This window comes from Pantoea sp. F_5, assembly GCF_008631595.1.
GTDB lineage: Bacteria > Pseudomonadota > Gammaproteobacteria > Enterobacterales > Enterobacteriaceae > Pantoea > Pantoea gossypiicola.
This window is the reverse complement of record NZ_VWUO01000008.1, coordinates 121,204-142,904: the sequence shown is the minus strand read 5'-3', so window position 1 is coordinate 142,904 and position 21,701 is coordinate 121,204. Positions and strand designations below refer to the sequence as shown.

The window sequence follows — 21,701 nt, the reverse complement described above, 5'->3', positions numbered from 1 at the left end:
CACGTTACTTTAAGGCAGTTGCGGCCAGACGCCGGGTCCAATCGGCAGTCCCAGCCAGTACCAGGCGACCAGCAGTGCTATCCAGCTGATAAAGAACACCAGCGGATAGGGGAAGATCAGCACGTAATAGGTCCCGAGCTGCGCATCTTTCTGGTAGCGCTGCAAAAAGGCCAGGAACAGCGGCAGAAACGGCGACATCGGTGCCAGCGGCAGCACGGCGGAGTCGGCGATGCGGAAAATCATCTGGGCAAAGGCGGGATGGAAGCCGAGCAGCATAAACATCGGCACGAAGACCGGGGCGAGAATCGACCAGATTGCTGAGCCGCTGGCGATAAACATGCAGAGAAACGCCGAGAGGAACATCAGGCCGAGAAACGCGGGCGCACCGCTGACGCCAGCGCTCTCCAGCACGTCGGTCAGCCCGATTGCCATGAACTTGCCCATGTTGCTCCAGTTAAAGAACGCCACGAACTGCGAGAGCGGAAAGACCATCACGATAAAGCCCGCCATGCCCTTCATCGGATCGACCAGCAGCTGCGGGATATCATCCGGACGGCGGATCTGCCGGGTGACCACGCCGTAAGCAATGGCGACCACAAAGAAGAACAGAATGATGATCGGTACGATGCCCTGAATAAACGGCGAGGGAATAATGGCGCCGGTAGCGGGGTTACGCAGCGGCGCATTTTCCGGCACCACCAGCAGCGCCATCACGGCGATAAACAGCAGTGCGGCCATCCCGGCGGCCCGCAGGCCGCGGTTCTCCAGCGGCGTCAGTGCCGCCAGCTTCTCACCATTGCCCTTCCACTGCGGCAGGCGCGGCTCGACAAACTTATCGGTCAGCAACGCGCCCACAACCGTCAGCACAATCACCGAGGTGGCCATAAAGAACCAGTTATCGATGACGCTGACATGCACCGTGTCGCTGACCGCTTTCGCCGCTTCGGTGCTGATCCCCGAGAGCAGCACATCGGTGGTGACAATCAGCAGGTTGGCGGTAAAGCCTGAGGCCACACCGGCAATGGCGGCCAGCAGGCCCGCCACCGGATGACGGCCCACCGCCAGAAAGATCAGTGCGCCCAGCGGCGGCATCACTACCAGCGCGGCATCCGAGGAGATATGACTGAAAAAGGCGATAAACAGCACCATATAGCTGGCGTAACGACGGCTGACGCGCGACGCCATCTTCACCATCAGCGACTGTAACAGGCCGACCTTTTCTGCCAGTCCGGCACCAATGACCAGCGCCAGAATCGAACCCAGCGGGGTAAAGCTGCTGAAGTTCTTAATGATATTAGGCAGGATCCACTGAATGCCTGCGACGCTCAGCAGGTTATTCACCCGGACAATTTCGCCGTTGCTGGGGTTTTTTACCGCCAGGTCCAGCGCGCTGATAACGGCGGTCGCCACCATCAGAACAACAATCAAATAGACAAACAGTAAAAACGGGTTAGGTACTTTATTGCCCACACGCTCGATCCAGCTGAAAAGCCGGCCAGGGCTGCGGTTCCCGGATGTTGCTTCCATGGTATTGATTCTCGTCTTGTGTTCCCCTTATCGGTGGAGGCCCGGTCTGACGCTTGTCGTGATCTACAACAGGCGGTGAGTTCAGATTCGGCTCCGCTGAATCAGGGAAGTGTTTGCAATATTTTTTATAGTGGTCCGTATCAGAGACACGGCCATTGGCTCATTCGGCCAGTTTTGTGGGTGTGATCCCCGCCGGGATAGGGCAGTAATAAGGCTGCGCGCCACGTACCCGTTCGAACTCGGCCCTGCAGCCAGCCAGTGCCTGCGGTTCTGTTAACAGCGTTAACACCGTGGCCGCCATCACTTTACTCGCCAGAAACATCCCCTTATGCCCGATACTGGTGCGACCCTGCGCCACCAGTTGCCAGGTGTGCAGCGGCGTGCCGAAGGTAAAGCAGGGCGCAAAGCACTGTGCGGTCGGCGTTACCCAGCTGACATCGCCGACATCGGTGGAGCCATAAAGCAGCTCACGCGTGACCGCATAGGGCGCAACCTCATCCATAAACAGCCTGTCGCCCAGCTGTTCAGCCCAGGCATACCCGGCTTCGCCACCAGTGCGGGCGACATTGAGCCGGGCATTGCGCAGATCGTCATCGGTCAGGGTGGCACGCAGTTCGGCCGCAAACGCGCGCTCTTCGTCGCTGTAGTCGGGCAAACCAAACTGATGCAAATAACGCTCCATCACCGCTTCCAGCGCGCGGTTAGGCACGTAGTCCGAACAGGCTTTGTCAAAACGCACGGTCAGCGTGGTATCGGTCATCAGCGCTGCGCCCCTGGCGATATTGATGACTCTCTCATAGATCGCCTGCGCCTGAGGCAGTTCCGGGGCGCGAATCAGGTAGAGCACTTCTGCATCGGCCTGCACCACATTTGGTGAGACGCCGCCGCTGTTGGTGATGGCGTAATGCAGACGCGCCTCCTGCACGATATGCTCGCGCAGGAAGTTGGCCCCGGTATTCATCAGCGTGACGGCATCCAGTGCGCTGCGGCCCAGATGGGGTGAGTTGGCCGCGTGAGCGGCGACACCTTTGAAGCTGAAGGCCGCCTGTATATTGGCAAGCGTCCGCAGATTAAACATCCCGCTGAAACCTTCAGGATGCCAGGTCACGGCGGCATCGACGTCGTCAAACAGCCCTTCGCGTACCATAAAGGTTTTGCCCGATCCGCCCTCTTCGCCGGGGCAGCCGTAAAAGCGAACCGTGCCGCCCGTGTGATGCTGTTCCATCCACGCTTTCACGGCGCAGGCTGCAGCAACGCCTGCCGTACCGAGCAGGTTGTGACCGCAGCCATGGCCGTTGCCGTTGGCTTCCAGCGGTTGTGGCCGGGCGCAGCCCGACTGCTGGCTCAGACCGGCCAGCGCATCAAACTCGCCGAGGATGGCAATCACCGGCCTGCCGCTGCCCGCGCTGGCGATAAAGGCGGTGTCGATGCCCCCCACGCCGCGCTCTACTGTGAAACCCTCTTCCTGCAGCGCATCAGCCAGCAGAGCAGAGGAACGGGTCTCGGCGAAGCGGGTCTCAGGCGTGTCCCAGATGGCGTCGCTGAGCGTGCTGAAACGAAGCTGATGACGATTGATATAGTCGGCAATAAAGTCTTCCATCATCATGAGCCCCCAAACTGCGCCTGGTTCAGCGCCAGGGTTGCCAGCAGCGTGATGGCGTCCGGCATCACCCGCTCATCAAAGTCGAATTTCGCATTGTGATGACCCGCCGCCAGCTCACAGCCAAAAATGACGTAAGAGGCCTGACCGCCGCGCTCTTTTACCCGCTCCATCATGTAGGTCGCATCTTCTGATCCTGCCGCCTGCGCTTTACGATCGACCACCGAGTCGAAGATACCGAGCGCGTCCGCCTGCTGATGGATGAAATCGACCCACGGCTGCGTCGGGGTACAGCTTCGCGCAGCACCCATCAGCGAAACTTCCTGCTCAACGCCATACATCGCTGCTGCACCGGCAATCACCCGCAGCGCCTGCTGATAAATATCGTCGTTAACCTGATTGGTCACGCCACGGGTTTCGACCTTCAGCAGAGCGCAGTCAGGCACTACGTTGCGGCCGGTTCCGGCCTGCAGCACGCCCACGTTGACCCGCGCCACGCCGCCGCTGTGCTGGGTTAAGCCATGCAGCGCCAGCGTCGCCTGTGCGGCGGCCAGCAGGGCATTGCGACCCTCTTCAGGGCGACCGCCTGCGTGGGCACCGATGCCGGTAAAGTGAACATCCAGCTTGGTGGTGGCCAGGAAGCTGTCGCTGCCGCAGACCACTTCGCCTGCCGGCACGCCGGTGCCGATGTGAATCGCGGTGAAGCGCTCAACGTCATCGACCACGCCCGCGGCGACCATCGCTTTTGCGCCGCGCACGCCCTCTTCGGCGGGCTGGAAGATCAGTTTAATCGTGCCGCTGAGCTGATCTTTCATCGCCATCAGCACTGAGGCGAGGCCCAGCCCAATGGTGGTATGACCATCGTGGCCGCAGGCGTGCATCATCCCGGCGTTACAGGAGACAAACCCTTCGCGCTGCGGCAGATGATCGGCTGCCTGGCTTTCATTGAGATCCAGTGCATCCATATCGACCCGGAAGCCCATCACCGGACCGGGACGGCCGGTCTCAAGCGTCGCCACGATGCCGCAGAATCCACCGGAGAAGTGACTGATCCACTGCGGCAGCGCGCCCTGTTGCAACGCACGTGCCTCCTGCTGCTTCAGTATGGCTTCGTCGGGCAAGCCCATCCGCGCATCGGCATCGACGACCTCACGGCCCAGCTTCAGTTGATAACCGAGCTTATGCAGTTCTTCTGCGACTAACGTCGCGGTGCGGAACTCCAGCCAGCCCGATTCGGCGTAGTGATGGAAGTCGCGACGCCACTGTTGCAGCTGTGGCAGCAGGGCGCTGATGCGGTCTGAAAGGGATTTCATCGGCTCTCTCCTCATTGTTGATTTTTTATGCACTGCGTCGAATCTACACAATGGTACTGGGCGGCATAAGATGCGAATATCTTGTGACTGATAAACAACGGTTATCGCAAAACTATGTCTGCCAATCTCAAACTTCATCAGCTGCGTGCCTTCACTGACGTGGCGCGACAGGGCAGTATCCGGGCGGCAAGCCGTCTTTCCGGGCTGTCGCAACCGGCGTTAACCAAAGCGATTCAGGAACTGGAGCGAGAGCTGGGAGCAAAGCTGTTTATCCGCCGCCAGCAGGGCGTGGTACTGACCGATATCGGTGATAACTTTTTTCGCCATGCCAGCCTGGTGCTGGCTGAGCTGCGGGTTGCAGAAGAGGATATCCAGCAGCGACTGGGGCTGGGTGGCGGTCAGGTGAACATCGGCGTGGGTGGCAGCGTGGCGCGCACCATCATGCCGCAGGTGATAAACCAGTTTCATCGCGAATACCCGCTGGTTAAGGTACGCATCGTTGAAGGCCAGCTGGTGTCGATGGTGCATGAACTGCGTCAGGGGGCGCTCGATTTCACCATCAACACCTACGATCAGAGCCATCTCGATCAGGAGCTGATGTATGAAAGGGTAATGGAGCGCGAGTATAAAGTGGTGGTGCGTAAAGGCCACCCGCTGGAAAAGGCCCGTTCTCTGGCGGCGTTACAGCAGGCGGACTGGACGATGCCAACGCCGAAAGGGAGTTACTATCGCCTGCTGCACGATTTGTTTGGCGAGCGCGGCATGGCACCCAAAATCGTGGTGACCTGTGAAACCTTTATGGCCTGCACCAGCCTGGTGGCGCAAAGCGATTTCATCAGCATTCTGTCGGTCGACGTGATTGACGATCCCATTCTGGGGCGGTCGCTGGTGGCGCTGACGCTCGACGAGCCTCTGCCGAAAGCGATCTTCTACCTGATCCAGCGCAAAGACACCGCGTTGACGCCGATGAGCAGTTATATGGCGCAACTCTTTCGGCGTTATTGTCATTAAAATCAGTGAGTAAAGCCGATCGTCTACACTGTAGAGGTACTGTAAAAAATCCACCCGACAAATAGAGGTTACGATGCAAGTCAGTCCTTATCTGTTTCTCTATGGCCGTTGTGAAGAGGCTATCGACTTTTACCTGCAGGCGACCGGGGGAGAGCTGCTCTCCAAAATGAAATTTGGTGACATGCCGGATCAGGGTGAGCAGGTCGGCGATCAGTCCGCAGCGCCGCAGCCGCCAGAAAAGATCATGCATGCCCAGCTGCGTATCGGTGACGGTGAGCTGATGCTGAGCGACGGCAACACTGAGAAGCCGCCCGCGTCTGAACATGCCGGTTACGCGGTCAGTCTTTCTACCAATGATGTTGAAGAGGGCAAAGCCTGGTTTGAGAAATTGTCGGCAGGCGGCAAGGTGACAACGGAGTGGCAGGAGACATTCTGGTCGAACGGATTCGCGATGTTCATTGATAAGTTCAACATTCCATGGCGCATCAACGTTGAGAAGCCACAGGAATAACCGAAGGTAAGATGCAGGACTGAGTTGTTAAACCTGCCTCTCAAAAGCTGGCCTGGAGGAATTAACGCCCCAGGCCAGTTTTCCTGCGCAACGGGCGCTTTTTTCAGCCGCCCGTTATCATTATCAGAAGTTATAACCCGCCACCAGGTAGTAACCCCAGCCAGTCGATTTCACTTCAAATGGTCCTTTGCCGAAGTTCAGCTCCTGACCATCTGCCCACTGTCCGCCGTTGTGGAAGTAACGCGCCACCGCAGAAATATGCCAGTGATCGTAACCCAGTGACAGAATGTGGCTGGAGGCGATGGAGTTGCTGGTACGTGATGAACCGCCTTTCTCGTTGAGGTCAGAACCCCAGTCGAAGTTGGTGAAGCCCACATAGCCCAGATTACCGCCCCACAGCTGGGTGATAGGCACGAAGTATTTCACCTTGAAGCGATAGCCATCCCAGCTGTTTTCGTTCGCCGCGCCATAGTTTTCCCACTGATATTTGGCATAGACGTTCAGCGACAGGCCGACATCGCTATGCGTATCGATATCGGTGCCCAGACCCATATACCAGGTATTCTGACGGTTGTCGCTGTTGCGGCCCATATCGTAGATATAGTTATTGGCGAAATACCACTCCTTGAACGGACCAAAAGCCAGGCTGGTGCCGGTCAGTTTGTCGATAGAGAAGCGCGGTTCAATCTCCATAAACATCGGTGAACCGTGGTCGAACACGCCGTTGGCATTGCTGTTGCCCACGCCGAAGAAGTTAGGCACGTCCAGATAGCCATAGAAATCGAACCACTCTTTCTTCGCAAACGCTTCATATTCCAGATAAACGTCGTTGTTAAACTGCGGTCCGAAACGCGTGTGGTAGCTGCCTACCACGTTAACGCTCTGATGCCACCAGTCGGAGAGGTACTGCGGATCGCTTTCAGCAGCCTGCGCAGCACCACTCAATGAACATGCCAGCACGGCACCTGCTATCAACGTTTTAAATTTCATTATCATCAGCCACATGCTTTTGACCGCCGCACAGCAGACGCAGTCAGAGAGAAGTCGGTCCCTGGAGGGGAGTGAGGTATTCAGCAAAAAACAGCCAGTTCTTCAGCCCGCGTAGCGTGCCTGTAACAGATCGATAGAAAATAGATTTTGCTCACGTTTGTCAAAAAGTGTTGCATTACAATTCAGCTAAAATGTGATGCGCTTCACAATAATGACCGGGATCGAACGGAACCAGGCAACCGTTTACGTTGTCTGGTTCGTGATCAAACAGGCGGGATCAGGGAAGGGTGACGCGAACCTGCAAACCACAAACAGCCCCCTGTGGCGTCAGGCAGTTGGAAAGGGCGACGTGAATCTGATGTTTCTGTGCGACGTTACGCACAATGGAAAGTCCCAGCCCGCTGCCCTGGGCTTTGACATCAGGCGAACGGGTAAAACGGTCGAACGCGCGTTCGATAAAGGATTCCGGCATGCCCGGTCCATTATCGACAATATCGACCACCGTTTTGCCCGCGACCCGATGCAGTAGCACATCGACCAGGCTGCCTTCCGGCGTGTGCAACATAGCGTTACCGATCAGGTTATCGAACAGGCTGCGCAATTCGGAACGGCTGGCCTGCAGACGGTACTGCGTTGAGCCATTAAAGCCGATATCAATGCCGCGTTTGTCCGCCACCACCATCAGCTGCTCAATGCTCTCTTTCAGCAGATCTTCCAGCTCAATATGCTCCACACTGGCCACCACGCTCTGGTCATCCTGGCGTGAGACATTGAGTAACTGTGTGACCAGGTGCCGGGTACGCGTGACGCCCGCTTCCAGCTGGCTGAACTGACGGCTCGCTTCGCCGGGCTGGATGTGCTGACGCAAATTTTCCAGTTGTAACGTCACCGCTGTTACTGGTGTACGCAGCTCATGGGCAGCATCTTCCAGGAACTGACGCTGCGACGACCAGGCGTCACGTAGCTTACTCAGCAGCGAGTTGTAAGCGGCTACCAGCGGCAGAATCTCATCCGGTAAGCCCTCCGGTGAGACATTATGTGGATGATGGGTTTCCTGCGCCGCAATCTGCCGTGAAGCGACCTGCAGATCGCGCGTGATCTTACGCACCACCAGCCAGATCACCAGCAGCGACAGCGGCATCATCAGGATCATCGGAATGATCGCCGACAGCGCCCGCTTCACCATCGAGGCTTTCATGTAGCTGAGGTTGTGCATGACCTGGATGGTTTTAATCTCGCTGCCGGGCATGCCGGGCCGGGTAAAAATACGCCATTCGCAGTCGTCGCACTGTCCCACATGCACATCGTGATACCCGCGCTGATTTTGCAGCGGGGCCTGCAACTCCGGCCATGAGCTGGCCCGCAACTGGCCCTGATCGTCCCAGAGCTGAACCACAAAGGCGCTCTTTGCCTTGTCCGGCGCGATAAGCATTGGCATCAGGGCGGGCATCTGTTTATTGGTGGACCAGGCATCAGCGATTTTTGCCAGCTGATCGTCCTTCATTGTGCCGACCATATCGCCGTAGCAGCTGAAAAAATACCAGGTGACGCCGCCGATCATCAGCAGATGAATAATCAGCAGGGTAGAGAGAAGTTTGTTGCGCAGTGAGCGCATAAAGGTGAAAGGTTTCATATTGCCGGAACCCGCCAGCCCAGTCCGCGCACGTTACGGATCACGTCGTTGTCCAGCTTACGCCGCATCCCGTGGATCAGCACATCGACCGCGTTGCTGCTGACTTCATCGCCCCAGCCGTAGATACGGTTTTCCAGCTGCTCACGCGACAGAATAGCACCCGGCCGCTCCAGCAGCGCGTAGAGCAGGGCATATTCCCGTGCCGTCAGCTGCTCGCGCTGGCCTTTGTAGAGCACCTCGCGGGTCATCATATCCAGTTGGACATCGCCGCTGCCCAGCACCGAGTCTGCTGCACCGTGGCTGCGTCGCGTAATGGCGCGCATCCGGGCCATCACTTCCTGGAGATCGAACGGTTTAAGCAGGTAGTCGTCCGCACCGCTATCGAGTCCCTGTATCCGCTGCGCGACCGTGTCGCGCGCGGTAAGAATCAGCACTGGCGTCGCGTCGCCGCGGCCGCGCGCCCGGCGCAGCACCTGCAGACCGTCATCGCGCGGTAAGCCGAGATCGAGTAGCACGCAACTGTAGCCGCCTTCGCTCCAGGCATTTTGGGCATAAACGCCATCGCGCACCCAATCTACTGACCAGCCCGCGCCCTGCAGTGCCTGCTGCAGGTTCGCGCCGATCATTTCATCATCTTCAACCAGTAACACGCGCATGGCTGATCTCCTTCATAAAGATAAGAGAGAGTTTACTCACCAATTGTTAGGCCAGAATTATCCTTCCGCCGTCATACTTCGCACTGTCGCGGCGTTGGCTGCTTTTGCTCACCCCAGTCACTGACCAATTTCAGCTCCTGGGGATTCGCGCATTTGCCGCCTTGCTACAGCACGAATTATTTTGGCGGACCGCGGCCGTCATACTTCGCACTGTCGCGGCGTTGGCTGCATCTACAGTGCTCAATCAGAACCCTACCCGTATTCACCAAATTAAACGAGGGCAAAACCACATGTTTCAGGATGAAATTTTGATGTTTTCATTATTAAGTAAACACTATCCAGAATCTGCAGGAGTTATTTAATTACACAATTACATTAAAATAATTTTTATTAAATATGGACTTCATTTTCGATAATCAAATTCAGCGCAAAAATGTTAAAACTATGCAATGAAAATTAACTCTGCGAACGAATTGTGCTCGATATCACAAAATTACATAAATATTAATGTTCTTGCAAGATAAAAAGACAGGCAGGAGCTCAAAAACAACCGTTTATCTCCATGAATCTATTTGATATTAATTGTTTTTTGCTGAATTTTATTAAGGATAATAAGTATTTGATCATAAAAAACTGAATTGATATAAAAGTGCTGGCAATAGAGATTGCTAAAGATAAAAAAACAGAAGGAATTTGTTAAATGAAAATATTAGAAAATAATCAATGTCTTTTAGTTACAGGTGCAAGCGGTGCATATGACCCTGCCTATGCTGGAGCGTCTTCTTATGCGAGCCAGCATGGTAATAAGTTGGGTAGTTCCAGTAATCTATTTGGACCGAGTAATGGCGTAGTACAGGTCGTAGCTGCTCATCCTGAAATTGCGGGATGCCTCAATGGTATTCTCGGCGGGATGGTTGGTGGTTCAGCAGGTGGTCCGGGCTCAGCTGTGGCAAGTGCCATTGGTGGTGGTATTGGTTCATGTTTTAATAATTCTGGAAACAGCAATGCCGGGAATAGTTTTGGTGGTCAATGTACCTGGTGAAGTTAGTCTCCATGACTAATGACAGCTGAGGGTCTTATGCAAAAAATAGTCTGCTATCTGTCTATACTAATCAGCATATTGATAGGCGCAATGTTTTTGAGTGGCGCGGGCGTCTCTTATGTAGGCTGGTATGCTATGCCAGAAAATGCATCAAAAATGGTGGTTACAATCGCTACATTGGCGACTTTTGTTAAAGCTGCTATTTCTTTATGTTCAAGTTTTTTCAGTACATCTGACAGCAGTAAAAACACTTAAGCGCCGATATTAAATCTGCAGGGGCTTCGGCCCCTTTATTTATTCAACAAAATCAATAAAACAGGAGGCTAATAAATATCCCCTGTGACTATAAATGGTTCAACAGCGATGCTTTGACAGGATTTGCTCAGAAATGGAGGATTTGTGTGTGGGGCAGAGAATTATTGATAACGTATAAGTTCAGATGCAACCAGGAACTAATCACCACATCACACACAAAAAATGCTTCCGACTGACTAAGCTTTTTAAACATCTCACCTCTTTTTTTAACAGCAATCTCACCACAGATTTCCCCCCAAAGCCCCGCTGGCCGCACCCTTCCGCGCCCATTCTCGCCCTTGCTAATTCTGCGCTAATTTTCTGCTAATTAAGGGATAAATTTTAGCGGGTAGAGTGGCTCCACTGCACATCAGCATCAACAGGAGGAACCATGAATCAGCGCGAGTTTATTCGGAGTTTGCTGGACTGGATTGAGAACAACTTAGGACACGATCTGCATCTGGATGAGGTGGCACGCCGCTCGGGCTATTCGCGCTGGCATCTGCAACGCCTGTTCCGCCAGCATACCGGCTTTTCACTGGCAGAATATATCCGCCAGCGCCGCTTAACCGAGTCTGCACTCAGTCTGCTAAGCAGCAACGAAGCGATATTACAGGTGGCGATGAATTACGGCTTCGATACCCAGCAGGCCTATACCCGCACCTTTAAAAACTACTTTATGATGACGCCAGGCCAGTTGCGCCGTCAGCGTCGCGTCGAGCCGGATCGGCTGCTGTTCCCTCTGGCGATGGCCAGCTGATGCCTGATAAGACCTTTCCGTCACCGCACAGAGACGGGAAGGTCGGCCTTCGCTCTGCGCCGCTCTCCTCCTGAACTTCGCCTCGCTTTTTTTGCCCGTCAGCCACAGCGATCCCGCCCGAACATGTTAGTTTGTTGCCATCCCCCTTTACTGCCGGAGTCGGGAAACATGGAAAATGGCGCGAACATAACCGCCATGCTGGTATTTGCACGGGTTGTGGAATTACAGAGTTTCAGCGAGGCGGCACGCGCACTTGGCCTGTCCAAATCTCATGTCAGCCGGGAAATTGCCCGTCTGGAGTTGCGGCTCGGTATCCGGCTGCTGCAGCGTACCACCCGGCGGCTGGCACTGACTGAGCTGGGTCAGGCTTATTACCCCTACTGTGTGCGGATGCTGGCTGAAGTACAGCGCGCCGAGGCGTTTGTGCAGCAGGTGCATCAGCAGCCCGCTGGCCATGTCAGGCTACAGGCACCCGTCACCTTTGGCTGCCAGTGTGTGGTTCCCGTTCTCAATCGTTTTCTGCGCCGCCATCTGCATATCAACGTCGATCTCGATCTGACCGATCGCAATCACGATCGGCTGGACGATCAGGTCGATCTGGCGATTGTGATCCGATCCCGATCGCCGCAACAGGGCAATTTTCGGGTACTGAGCGATATCGAGTGGGGACTTTATGCCGCGCCCGCTTACCTGGCGCAGCAACCCGCCATCACCCATCCTGAGATGTTGCCGCGCCACGACCTGCTGCTGTTTCACGGTCCGGCGCACACCGCCGCGCTGCCGTTCCGCCGTGATAAACAGCGGCTGGCCCTGGACGTGCGCAGCCGCTTTCGCGCCAATAACAGCATGGCGCTGCTCAATGCCGCACTGGCGGGCAGCGGCATCGCTTATCTTCCGTCCTACATGGCACAGGAGGCGGTGACGCGTGGCGACATTCAGCAACTGCTGCCGGAGTGGCAGATGGATCGCCTGCAAAGCTATCTGCTGCTGCACAACACGCCTGAACCGGCGTCACCTGTGACACTGCTGTGCGATGCCCTGATTGCGGCGTTGAATCCGGACTGATTGTTGCCTGCTGACAACAGTCAGCGCCACAGAGTAACTATCCTGCGATGACTGTTGTTCATCCGCTACGCCGGTTAGCCTGTAACCCTGATCATTCAACGGATATCACCATGCAACAGTCACCCGAAGCGGCAGAGTTTCAGCACTGGCGACGTAACTTAGCGGTCTGCGTCGTCGGCTCTTTTACCACCATCGTGGCAATGACGCTGCTGCTGCCGTTTCTGCCGCTCTATGTGCAGCAACTGGGCGTTGAGCAGCCGGCAGCCATCGCCCGCTGGTCCGGGATAGCCTATGGCGCGACCTTTTTCAGCGCCGCGCTGACTGCGCCGCTGTGGGGCAGGCTGGCTGATCGCTATGGTCGTAAGCTGATGCTGATTCGGGCCAGCCTGGGGATGGCGATTGCGATGTCGCTGATCGGCATGGCGACCGCGCCGTGGCAGCTGGTGGCACTGCGGCTGCTGGCCGGGCTGCTGGGTGGCTACGCATCGGGATCGATCATTCTGGTGGCGGCGCAGACGCCAAAAGCGCAGACCGGCTGGGCGCTGGGCATCCTGTCATCCGGCATTATGGCGGGCAACGTGGTGGGCCCGCTGCTGGGTGGCGCTTTACCGCCGCTGATCGGTATTCGTCAGACGTTCTGGCTGACCGGCGCGGTCATCTTTATCGCCTTCCTCGCCACCACCTTTTTACTCAAAGAGCAGCCGCGTGCTGCTGCGACGTCACGCACAAGCCAGCCACTGTCGTCTGAGGCCGAGCCAGTGAATCATAACCTGGTGCGCCTGATGTGGCTCTCAGGCATGTTGCTGATCTTCGCCAGCATGTCGATTGAGCCGATTATCACGCTGTATGTGGGCGAGTTTGTACAGGGCGACCATCAGATTACATTAGTGGCCGGGCTGGTGATGTCTGCGGCGGCGCTGGGCACGGTGCTGGCAGCACCCCGACTGGGTCGTCTCGCCGATCGGGTAGGGCACTGGCGAGTTCTGACCGGCGGACTACTGGTCAGTGGGCTGCTGCTGATTCCGCAGGCGTTTATTACCGCGGCCTGGCAACTGGTGCTGCTGCGTTTTCTGATGGGGATGGCGCTGGGCGGATTGATGCCGTGCATTACGGCGATAATCCGTCATAACGTGCCGGGTTCACAGGTCGGGCGGATGCTGGGATATTCAACCTCGGCGCAGTATATCGGTCAGGTCAGCGGCCCGCTGTTTGGTGGGCTGGTGGGTGGGACATTCGGGATGCGGCCAGTGTTTCTGGCGACCTGCGTGGTGATGCTGTTTTGCGCCTGGCTCAACTGGCGTGAGATGCGTAAATAACGCGATCAAAAAAGGCGGACCGGAGTCCGCCTTAGGTTGTTCACAGCGTCGTGAATTACTTCTGGTCTGGCAGGGCGTAGGCAATCACATAATCGCCCAGCTTAGTACCAAACGAACCGTGCCCACCTGCTGCGATGACAACGTACTGCTTGCCATCTACTTCATAGGTCATTGGGGTCGCCTGGCCGCCTGCTGGCAGACGGGCCTGCCATAACAGCTCGCCGGTATCGGTGCTGAACGCACGCAGGTAGTTATCTGCGGTCGCGCCAATGAAGAACACCTTACCCGCGGTGGTGATAGGACCACCCAGCATCGGCATACCCATTTTGAACGGCAGCGGAACCGGTGCGCTATCGCGAACGGTACCGATACGCTGTTTCCACACCACATCGTTGGTCTTCAGATCTACCGCGGAGATGTAACCCCAGGCAGGCTGTTTACATGGCAGACCAAACGGTGAAAGGAACGGATTCAGCTCGACGCCATACGGCACGCCATACTGTGGCTGAATACCGGTTTCCGTACCTGAACCACCCTCTGCGCCTTTCGGCGGCTCAATCGGGTTGCCCGGGCCACGTGGAACCAGCTTCGAGACAAACGGCAGCGCCATTGGGTTAGCAATCGCAATCTGACGATGTGGATCGACGGCAATACCGCCCCATTCGAACATACCGAGGTTACCCGGGAACACCAGCGTACCCTGCTCAGATGGCGGAGTGAACGGACCTTCATAGCGCAGGCGCTTGAAGATCACGCGGCACACCAGCTGGTCAAACATCGTTGCGCCCCACATATCCTTGTCCGTCAGGTTCTGCTTTGGACGGAAGGTCAGCTCAGAGTAGGGCTGAGTGGCGGCAACGTGGTCGCCTTTGGCAGCACCCTGTGGCACTGGCGTTTCTGGCGCAGGGACCACTGGCTTGCCAGTACGGCGATCCAGGACAAAGATGTTGCCGGTTTTCGCTGGCGCGTAAACCACCGGTACGGTGTTGCCATCTTTGTCGGTGATGTCAGCCAGCGTTGGCTGCGACGGCAGATCCATATCCCACAGGTCGTGATGCACGGTCTGATAAGACCAGACCAGCTTACCGGTGGTGGCGTTCAGCGCCAGCACGCTGCTCGCATAACGCTCCTGCTCTGGTGTGCGGTTACCGCCCCAGATATCCGGTGTGGCCACACCCATTGGCAGATAAACGGTATCCAGTTTCGGATCGTACACTGCCGGTGCCCATGAGTTCGGTGAATTCATGGTAAAGGTGTGTTCATCAGCCGGAATGGCATTCGGGTCTTTCGCGCCTGGATCAAACACCCACAGCAGTTTGCCGGTATTCACATCAAAACCACGAATCACGCCTGACGGCTCGCGGGTTGAGAAGTTATCGGTTACTGCACCGGCCATTACGATGGTGGTGTTGGTAATGACTGGTGGAGAGGTCGGCTCATACATACCCGCAGTGGTAACAGGCTGTTTGTGCTGCAGATCCAGCTCACCGTTAACGCCAAATGACGGGCAACGTTCGCCGGTCTCTGCGTCCAGCGCAAACAGACGGCCATCGTTGACAGGCAGATAGATACGACGTGAGCAAAGCGCAGGCTGTGTGTTTGCCGCATCGGCGGCTGCCGGTACTTCGTGATAAGAAACACCACGACAGGTCACGTGCTGGAAGGTTGGGTTAACCTTCATGCCCGGATCAAACTTCCACTTCTGCTTACCGGTGGCCGCATCCAGCGCAAACAGAATCTGGTGTGGTGAACAGAGATAAAGCGTGTCGCGGATTTTAATCGGGGTAACTTCGTCGGTGATTTCACCCGGATCGTTAGGCCCTTTCATGTCGCCCGTCTGGAACTGCCAGGCAACCTGCAACTCTTTCACGTTCTGGTGATTGATCTGCTTCAGCGGCGAGAAACGGGTTCCCTGCTGATCGCGCGCATAAGCGGGCCAGTCAGCATCAGGAATGTTACTCAGCGGCGCAGCCTGCGGGGCGTTGTCAGCGGTTTCTGGCACTGAACCGTTTATCACCTGCGGGTCGTTAAACACCGCATAGGCCAGCACGATAGCACTGGCAATCAGCGCCACAGCCATGGTCCCCAGCGCGGCTTTGCTGCCAGCGTTAACACTGCGATAAACAAACGGCAGGATCAGCCAGACACCAAAGATCACCAGCACATCGGTGCGTGGTGCCAGTGCCCAGAAGTCCGTACCCACTTCCCATACACCCCAGATCAGGGTGCCAATCAGCAGCAGCGCATAGAGAACCAGCGCGGTGCTTTTACGACGGGAAAGCAGATAGGCGGTGATAAGCATCACTACACCGCCGAAAACGTAATACCAGGAACCACCAATGGCGGCTAACCAGCCACCGCCAATCAGCATAAACGCGCCCGTCAGTACTGCGAACAGCACTGTCAGAAAACGAATTACGCCAAATGATGAGGAGTTTTTCCCCATAATATCGACCTCGTTTCGTTACCATAAAACACACGAAAACAACCAGATAGGTTGCTTCCAGTTATCAAGTACAAATGATTAAGGGTGTTCTTGAGTATCTCTTCCGTTAAGACAGACGATCCCTTTGTGTTAAATGTTATAGCAAAATCAGATCGAGGTTTGATTTTTTTAGCTTAAAGCGCTTAACAAATGCAGTAATACGACATTTTATGAGGGATTAAAGGACGTTAAGCGCACCGCCGTGTGCCCTTAACGCCGGAAGGCAGGATTTGTGAATCAACAGCTAATAAGATCGCCGTCCGAGCGTTGCTGTTGCCAGCCGCTGATATTTATCTCAGCAAACTGTTCAGCCGTTAAAGTCGGCGTATGACTTCGCACGATGACCTCTGCCCCCTTTTCACGAAATGTCGCCATAAAAAAGGGAAAGGTAAATTTTTCATAATTGTCATTAAAGAACGCTTCGTTTAAAACAATCCCTGAAAAAGGAAAAGATTCCAGCAGTCGCCAGTCTGCTCCCGGCGGCGCAAAATCATAAAGCCAGAAATCAAATTTCTTAGTTAATTCAAGTAGTGGCGCATAGTGTGCCGCTAAACTGGAATAATTGATTCCAATCCGGATTCGCCCATTCTGTAAATGTGAATAAGCGTCCGGTACAGCCATCATTCCCCGCAATCGCATATCATCGATTGGAATAATCATTAATGCTGCTTCAGTAGCAATTTGATTGTGTAATGAAATAATGTTGTTTGTATTAAGTGTATTGCCGATTTCCTGGTTTTGCTGAAGATAAGGGACGCTATAGCAAATGCCAGTGACATTACGCTTAACGTGATGGATTGGTTCAGTAACATAGGGGTTATATAAACTGTTTTTCATTATCTCTATGAAATGCAATAAAAAAGGATTTATTGATAATTGATCATATAAAAAGTCGCATTTTTTTAAACGCGCGAATAAATATAGATCATCTCCTTAATCCAAATCATCCTTTTGTTGCCTGAGAAAGTAAATAAACCCATTAGCGAAGAGAACATAATTCCTTTGGCGTCTGATGATGCGCTGGAATATATTCAATAGTCGGGACCAATAGGCTGGTAATAGTCAGGAGAGGTCGGATGTGCCTGTGCCGGACAGGTCTGCGTTTTGTTGTGCAGAGAGCCGGGGCGGGTGCCGCAGCCATTCAGGTCTCATCCGGTCTGTTAATTTAACATCTTCAATAACCACACCAATAACACCGCGCAACGATGCGGGCTTCCTCACCTGATTAGGGATAAGACATGGGATTTATGGCATCAACAGCGGAAGAGTCGCTGTGGCGACATCGCACATTTGTCGCGTTCTGGCTGGCGCGCACCTGTTCATCATTTGGTTTTCAGATGTTCTCGGTGGCAATCAGCTGGCAGATCTATGCGCTGACCAACAGCGCAATGGCGTTGGGGATGATTGGCCTGATGCAGTTTCTGCCGTCGGTATTGCTGGCGCTACCTGCCGGTCATCTTGCGGATCAATATGACCGGCGGCGCATTGTGCTGCTGGGGCAGCTGGTGGAATTTGCTGCACTGGTGGCATTAGTGGTGCTTACCTTATTCCATTCCGCCGATAAGACCGCACTGTGGGGGCTGGTGTTTATGATTGCGGTGGCGAAGGCACTGGAGTGGCCTGCAATGTCCTCGATGCTACCGTCGCTGGTGCCGCCTTCGATTCTGGCGCGCGCCATGGCGATGAACTCGGTAGGGGGCCAGGCGGCGGTGATTGTCGGGCCGACGATGGGCGGGCTGCTTTATGTTGCCGGGCCCCATGTTGTGTATGGCGTTTCCGGGCTGTTTTATCTGATTTCGCTGACGCTGGTGAGTCTGCTGCGTTATGAGCGTCCGGTGCAGACCCGTCTGCCGATGAATATGAAGAATCTGTTTGCCGGGATTCACTTTATCCGTGAGCGCAAAGATGTCCTTGGGGTGATTTCGCTCGATCTGTTTGCGGTGTTGCTCGGTGGCGCAACCGCGCTGCTGCCGATTTTTGCCAAAGATATTCTGCATACCGGGCCGTGGGGATTAGGGATGCTGCGCGGTGCACCCTCAGCAGGCGCATTGCTGGTGGGCATCTGGCTGAGCCGTCATAAGCTGGACAAGCATGTCGGGATGATTATGTTTGGTTCGGTGGCGGGCTTTGGTGTTGCCACGCTGGTGTTCGCGCTGTCCACGCAGCTGTGGCTGTCGCTGATTGCTCTCTGTGCGCTGGGTGGCTTTGATATGGTGAGTATGGTGATCCGGGGTGCGCTGGTGCAACTGGATACGCCGGATGCGATGCGCGGACGGGTGAATGCGGTTAACGCGATTTTTATTAATACGTCGAATCAGCTGGGCGAGTTTGAGTCGGGATTGCTGGCAGCCTGGATGGGAGCGGCACCTGCGGCAGCGATTGGCGGCATCGGTACGCTGATTGTGGTGGCGTTGTGGATGAAGCTGTTTCCGCATCTGCGGCGGCGTCAGAAGCTGGAGAATGAGGGGGATCCGGTTTAGGACTGGTTAGAAGTATGCAGCGGTCATGGGCCACTGAGCAGGCTCAGGGATCATACGCCTTGCGCAAAGACGCCTGAACGCCTTCCATGGCAGGCTCAGCCCGGGCGATTACGCACCTCATCCCTGAGGTGCGCCCGTAAACGGGCCAACGCGTTGCGTTGTTCAAAAACGCTCCCGGCGTTTTTAGTACGCACCTCATCCCTGAGGTGCGCCCGTAAACGGGCCAACGCGTTGCGTTGTTCAAAAACGCTCCCGGCGTTTTTAGTACGCACCTTATCCCTGAGGTGCGCCCGTAAACGGGCCAACGCGTTGCATTGTTCAAATCGTTCCCGGCGTTTTTGTCCATGGCCCGCGATGCTTTGCTACAGGCGTATGCTCCCATCGCTTTGAGTACGTAAGTTGCCTTGGGCTGCGGAGTGGTTTGTTGGGGGCTGGTTGTGGTGAGCAGGTCTGGATCTGGTGCAGGCGTATGCTCCCATCGCTTTGCGTCTGATCGTTGCCTCAGGCTGGGGAGAAGGGAAAAGACGTTGGTTGAGCGTTGGGCAGAGTTATTACGGTGGCGCTCACCAGCAATAATGTCACTGGCCCGAAGGCCAGTACAGGAAGTGACCAGTCATACTGCCATTTTAATCCTGGGGTCAGAGGGGGAGTCCGGCCCACAGGGTGGAGCCATCAGGCCCCGGTTTTTCCCAGGTTGGCGTCAAATGTCAGCCAGCTTTCACGCATGTCCACTACGCTGCGGGTTTTGCGCGCCTCATCGATTTTTATGGCGGTGAGGCCCGCTTCCAGCGCGTCCACCACTGAAACTTTCAGCGGTGTTCCCTGTTTAATATGTTTAACGATCTCTTCTGCCATCAGGGCATCTGCACCGTAGTGACCATCATAAGCATTGCCGCTGTAAGCGGTATCGACCTCTTTCTCACCGCTGCGCGCGTTGTGTACACGGAAGTAGTTTCGTACGAAGTCGCCTTCCGCCATGCCGTCCGTGCCCATCACACAGAAACGGCGGAACTCATCCGGGACGTTCAGGTTGGCATGGAAAGCAAGCGTCGCGCCGCCTTCATACTCAATCAGCGCAGTCTGGTAGTCGACAATATCGGCGTCGCTGTCGAAGACCGCATCGGTGCTCGACCAGCCACTCGGCTTCACGTGATAAAGCTCTGACTCAGCGGTGATCGCCCCCTGAGGCGCATGCGCCGGGGTAAAGGATTTCCGGCCACCAAAGCTGGCGACGTGAGTCGGACGCTCCTGCAACAGGCCCTGATAGAGGTCAATGTCATGGCAGCACTTCTCCAGAATGTAAGGACCGGCATACTTTTCCAGACGCCGCCAGTCGCGCTGAAAGAAGGCACCGTGATAAGGCTTGATATGTTCTGTCGCCTCAATCGAGGTGATCTCACCCAGCTGACCGGCATCGCGTGCCGCCAGCAGATCGTGATAGAGCGGGGAGTAGCGCAGCACCAGGCCGACCAGAATGCGTGCCTCGCCATACTGGCGCACCAGCTTCGCCATCGCCATGGTCTGCTCTTCATTGATTACCACCGGCTTTTCGGTAAAGACGGTATAGCCTGCCGCCAGTGCCTGACCCACATGCTCCAGATGCAGGAAGTTGGGTGAGCCAACCAGCACCACATCCATGCCGCCGTGTTCCAGCAGCGCGTCGATGGATGCAAAGGCCTGGCCAGGCGCGATACCAAAGCTGTGCAGATTAGGCAGTCCGGCCGGGGCCGGATCGTAATAACCCACCACTGAGAAGGTGTCGTCGGCGTTGCTGAACTCTTTGATCACGTGGGACAGACGAAAGCCGAGACCGATAATGCCTACTTTCATGTTAAACCCCTGTTCCTGAAATCGGATAATGCATAGCCCGCCTGTGATCGGGCACGGCTGTTGATAATCTGACCACCAACTTATTACGATAGAAAAACTAATGTCAATAACGTACTACCCGTTTTGCGGGGCTGTTTTTTGTTATAACTATGTAAAGTAAAGAAAAACCGTCGATATTCTTTTGCCATATTTATTTGTTATTGCGATTTAAGTTTTTTTATCCTATCGTTCGCTCATTATGGCTATAACCCAAAATCGGGAAGGAAGCGCGTGCAACCACACTATCTTCTTGGCATTGATGGCGGCGGTACACAGTGTCGCGCGCGGTTAACCGACCTGCAGGGCCGCGTGCTGGCGGAAGCCGCTGGCGGGCCTGCCAACGTCTGGTCAGACTATGACGCGGCACTGACCTGCGTCGGACAACTGATTGACCGGATATTGTCACAGGCGGGATTAGCGCCAGAGGCGCTGGCGCAGACCGCACTGGTTGCCGGATTAGCGGGTGCCAATGTTTCCTCGGTGCAGGCGCGGCTCGCCAGCTGGCAGCCTGCCTGCGCGGCATTACAGGTGGTCAGCGATGTGGAGATCGCCTGTGCGGGCGCGCATAGTGGCGCTCCTGGCGCTGTCTTTATCATCGGCACCGGTAGTCAGGGCGCGGCCTGGGATGGCGAACGTTTTACGCTGCTTGGCGGCTGGGGTTTTGCCCTGTCTGATCAGGGCTCGGGCGCAGAGCTGGGCCGGCGTGCGCTGCGTCTGGCGCTGCTGGCCTATGAGTCCATTATTACGCCGACTGCCTTTACCCGGCAGTTGATGGCGCAGTTCAGTGACAGCCCGGAAACGATGCTGCTCTGGACGCGCTCAGCGACGCCGGCCGACTGGGCGCGTGTAGTGCCACAGATTTTCGCGGCCGCTGACGCGGGTGATTGTCATGCTCAGGATCTGCTGCATCAGACCGCCGCCGATATCGGTCTGATGGTGCGCCGTCTGATTGCGCTGAGCAGCGGACGGGTGGCGCTGATGGGTGGCCTGGCGACGCCAATACAGCGCTGGCTGGATAACGATATTCAGGCCAGGCTGGTCACGCCACAGGGCGATGCCCTGAGCGGGGCGCTGATACTGGCGCAGCAGCTGACGCCTGTCCGATTACCGATCTGAAACTGGCTGAGCCTTCTCAGTCAGATAACCCGA

The 21,701-nt window shown here is 55.7% G+C and carries 18 protein-coding genes; 9 read left to right on the top strand and 9 right to left on the bottom strand.

Annotated features, from left to right (window positions below):
- Positions 1-9 precede the first annotated feature (9 nt).
- The 3 genes from abgT to F3I44_RS12730 all read right to left on the bottom strand — a co-directional run bounded on the left by abgT (position 10) and on the right by F3I44_RS12730 (position 4,440).
- On the bottom strand, positions 10-1,527 hold the full coding sequence (abgT, locus tag F3I44_RS12740) for a p-aminobenzoyl-glutamate transporter (RefSeq protein ID WP_150011965.1): 1,518 nt from the start codon (positions 1,525-1,527) through the stop codon (positions 10-12).
- 160 nt (positions 1,528-1,687) lie between these two features.
- Complete coding sequence (locus F3I44_RS12735; RefSeq protein ID WP_150012089.1) at positions 1,688-3,130, bottom strand: M20 family metallopeptidase; 1,443 nt, start codon at positions 3,128-3,130, stop codon at positions 1,688-1,690.
- Entirely contained in the window at positions 3,130-4,440 is a 1,311-nt protein-coding gene (locus F3I44_RS12730; protein ID WP_150011963.1) for an amidohydrolase, read from the bottom strand. Before F3I44_RS12730 ends, F3I44_RS12735 begins: the two co-directional genes overlap by 1 nt.
- 114 nt (positions 4,441-4,554) lie before the next feature.
- Between F3I44_RS12730 and F3I44_RS12725 the strand changes: the two genes are divergently transcribed.
- Both F3I44_RS12725 and yjdN read left to right on the top strand, forming a co-directional pair.
- Complete coding sequence (locus tag F3I44_RS12725; RefSeq protein WP_150011961.1) at positions 4,555-5,451, top strand: LysR family transcriptional regulator; 897 nt, start codon at positions 4,555-4,557, stop codon at positions 5,449-5,451.
- Positions 5,452-5,524: 73 nt separating this feature from the next.
- Entirely contained in the window at positions 5,525-5,962 is a 438-nt protein-coding gene (yjdN, locus tag F3I44_RS12720; RefSeq protein ID WP_150011959.1) for a VOC family metalloprotein YjdN, read from the top strand.
- 123 nt (positions 5,963-6,085) lie between these two features.
- Here the strand turns inward: yjdN and F3I44_RS12715 are convergent, their stop codons facing one another.
- The 3 genes from F3I44_RS12715 to F3I44_RS12705 all read right to left on the bottom strand — a co-directional run bounded on the left by F3I44_RS12715 (position 6,086) and on the right by F3I44_RS12705 (position 9,241).
- Complete coding sequence (locus F3I44_RS12715) at positions 6,086-6,952, bottom strand: nucleoside-specific channel-forming protein Tsx (RefSeq protein WP_150011957.1); 867 nt, start codon at positions 6,950-6,952, stop codon at positions 6,086-6,088.
- A 277-nt stretch (positions 6,953-7,229) separates the two neighbouring features.
- On the bottom strand, positions 7,230-8,585 hold the full coding sequence (locus F3I44_RS12710; protein WP_150011955.1) for a HAMP domain-containing sensor histidine kinase: 1,356 nt from the start codon (positions 8,583-8,585) through the stop codon (positions 7,230-7,232).
- Entirely contained in the window at positions 8,582-9,241 is a 660-nt protein-coding gene (locus F3I44_RS12705; RefSeq protein WP_003855687.1) for a response regulator, read from the bottom strand. Before F3I44_RS12705 ends, F3I44_RS12710 begins: the two co-directional genes overlap by 4 nt.
- A gap of 700 nt (positions 9,242-9,941) precedes the next feature.
- Between F3I44_RS12705 and F3I44_RS12700 the strand changes: the two genes are divergently transcribed.
- The 5 genes from F3I44_RS12700 to F3I44_RS12680 all read left to right on the top strand — a co-directional run bounded on the left by F3I44_RS12700 (position 9,942) and on the right by F3I44_RS12680 (position 13,718).
- Positions 9,942-10,283: a hypothetical protein gene (locus F3I44_RS12700; RefSeq protein ID WP_150011953.1), complete on the top strand. Its 342-nt coding sequence runs from the start codon at positions 9,942-9,944 to the stop codon at positions 10,281-10,283.
- A 36-nt stretch (positions 10,284-10,319) separates the two neighbouring features.
- On the top strand, positions 10,320-10,538 hold the full coding sequence (locus F3I44_RS12695; protein ID WP_150011951.1) for a hypothetical protein: 219 nt from the start codon (positions 10,320-10,322) through the stop codon (positions 10,536-10,538).
- Positions 10,539-10,968: 430 nt separating this feature from the next.
- Entirely contained in the window at positions 10,969-11,337 is a 369-nt protein-coding gene (locus F3I44_RS12690; protein WP_013359828.1) for a helix-turn-helix domain-containing protein, read from the top strand.
- A gap of 168 nt (positions 11,338-11,505) precedes the next feature.
- Positions 11,506-12,402, top strand: a complete 897-nt coding sequence (locus tag F3I44_RS12685; protein ID WP_150011949.1) for a LysR family transcriptional regulator — start codon at positions 11,506-11,508, stop codon at positions 12,400-12,402.
- 110 nt (positions 12,403-12,512) lie between these two features.
- A complete protein-coding gene (locus F3I44_RS12680) occupies positions 12,513-13,718 on the top strand; it encodes an MFS transporter (RefSeq protein WP_150011947.1) in 1,206 nt (401 codons plus the stop codon).
- Between the two features lie 55 nt (positions 13,719-13,773).
- Here F3I44_RS12680 and F3I44_RS12675 read toward each other — a convergent pair whose 3' ends face one another.
- Together F3I44_RS12675 and F3I44_RS12670 are read right to left on the bottom strand one after the other, a co-directional pair.
- Positions 13,774-16,164 (bottom strand): glucose/quinate/shikimate family membrane-bound PQQ-dependent dehydrogenase, encoded by a 2,391-nt coding sequence (locus F3I44_RS12675; RefSeq protein ID WP_150011945.1) that lies wholly within the window; start codon positions 16,162-16,164, stop codon positions 13,774-13,776.
- 276 nt (positions 16,165-16,440) lie between these two features.
- On the bottom strand, positions 16,441-17,040 hold the full coding sequence (locus F3I44_RS12670) for a hypothetical protein (protein ID WP_150011943.1): 600 nt from the start codon (positions 17,038-17,040) through the stop codon (positions 16,441-16,443).
- 401 nt (positions 17,041-17,441) lie between these two features.
- On the opposite strand from F3I44_RS12670, the gene F3I44_RS12665 reads away from it, so the two are divergent.
- A complete protein-coding gene (locus tag F3I44_RS12665) occupies positions 17,442-18,683 on the top strand; it encodes an MFS transporter (protein ID WP_150011941.1) in 1,242 nt (413 codons plus the stop codon).
- Positions 18,684-19,355: 672 nt separating this feature from the next.
- Here the strand turns inward: F3I44_RS12665 and F3I44_RS12660 are convergent.
- Positions 19,356-20,513, bottom strand: a complete 1,158-nt coding sequence (locus F3I44_RS12660; protein ID WP_150011939.1) for a Gfo/Idh/MocA family protein — start codon at positions 20,511-20,513, stop codon at positions 19,356-19,358.
- Between the two features lie 270 nt (positions 20,514-20,783).
- Between F3I44_RS12660 and F3I44_RS12655 the strand changes: the two genes are divergently transcribed.
- Entirely contained in the window at positions 20,784-21,668 is an 885-nt protein-coding gene (locus F3I44_RS12655) for a BadF/BadG/BcrA/BcrD ATPase family protein (protein WP_150011937.1), read from the top strand.
- Positions 21,669-21,701: the final 33 nt, after the last annotated feature.

Coding starts and splice junctions, on each gene's coding strand:
- F3I44_RS12670 (WP_150011943.1), bottom strand. CDS start 17,040: ATGAAAAACAGTTTATATAACCCCTATGTTACTGAACCAATCCATCAC.
- F3I44_RS12705 (WP_003855687.1), bottom strand. CDS start 9,241: ATGCGCGTGTTACTGGTTGAAGATGATGAAATGATCGGCGCGAACCTG.
- F3I44_RS12690 (WP_013359828.1), top strand. CDS start 10,969: ATGAATCAGCGCGAGTTTATTCGGAGTTTGCTGGACTGGATTGAGAAC.
- F3I44_RS12735 (WP_150012089.1), bottom strand. CDS start 3,130: ATGATGGAAGACTTTATTGCCGACTATATCAATCGTCATCAGCTTCGT.
- F3I44_RS12710 (WP_150011955.1), bottom strand. CDS start 8,585: ATGAAACCTTTCACCTTTATGCGCTCACTGCGCAACAAACTTCTCTCT.
- F3I44_RS12715 (WP_150011957.1), bottom strand. CDS start 6,952: ATGAAATTTAAAACGTTGATAGCAGGTGCCGTGCTGGCATGTTCATTG.
- F3I44_RS12665 (WP_150011941.1), top strand. CDS start 17,442: ATGGGATTTATGGCATCAACAGCGGAAGAGTCGCTGTGGCGACATCGC.
- abgT (WP_150011965.1), bottom strand. CDS start 1,527: ATGGAAGCAACATCCGGGAACCGCAGCCCTGGCCGGCTTTTCAGCTGG.
- F3I44_RS12695 (WP_150011951.1), top strand. CDS start 10,320: ATGCAAAAAATAGTCTGCTATCTGTCTATACTAATCAGCATATTGATA.
- F3I44_RS12680 (WP_150011947.1), top strand. CDS start 12,513: ATGCAACAGTCACCCGAAGCGGCAGAGTTTCAGCACTGGCGACGTAAC.
- yjdN (WP_150011959.1), top strand. CDS start 5,525: ATGCAAGTCAGTCCTTATCTGTTTCTCTATGGCCGTTGTGAAGAGGCT.
- F3I44_RS12685 (WP_150011949.1), top strand. CDS start 11,506: ATGGAAAATGGCGCGAACATAACCGCCATGCTGGTATTTGCACGGGTT.
- F3I44_RS12725 (WP_150011961.1), top strand. CDS start 4,555: ATGTCTGCCAATCTCAAACTTCATCAGCTGCGTGCCTTCACTGACGTG.
- F3I44_RS12660 (WP_150011939.1), bottom strand. CDS start 20,513: ATGAAAGTAGGCATTATCGGTCTCGGCTTTCGTCTGTCCCACGTGATC.
- F3I44_RS12700 (WP_150011953.1), top strand. CDS start 9,942: ATGAAAATATTAGAAAATAATCAATGTCTTTTAGTTACAGGTGCAAGC.
- F3I44_RS12675 (WP_150011945.1), bottom strand. CDS start 16,164: ATGGGGAAAAACTCCTCATCATTTGGCGTAATTCGTTTTCTGACAGTG.
- F3I44_RS12730 (WP_150011963.1), bottom strand. CDS start 4,440: ATGAAATCCCTTTCAGACCGCATCAGCGCCCTGCTGCCACAGCTGCAA.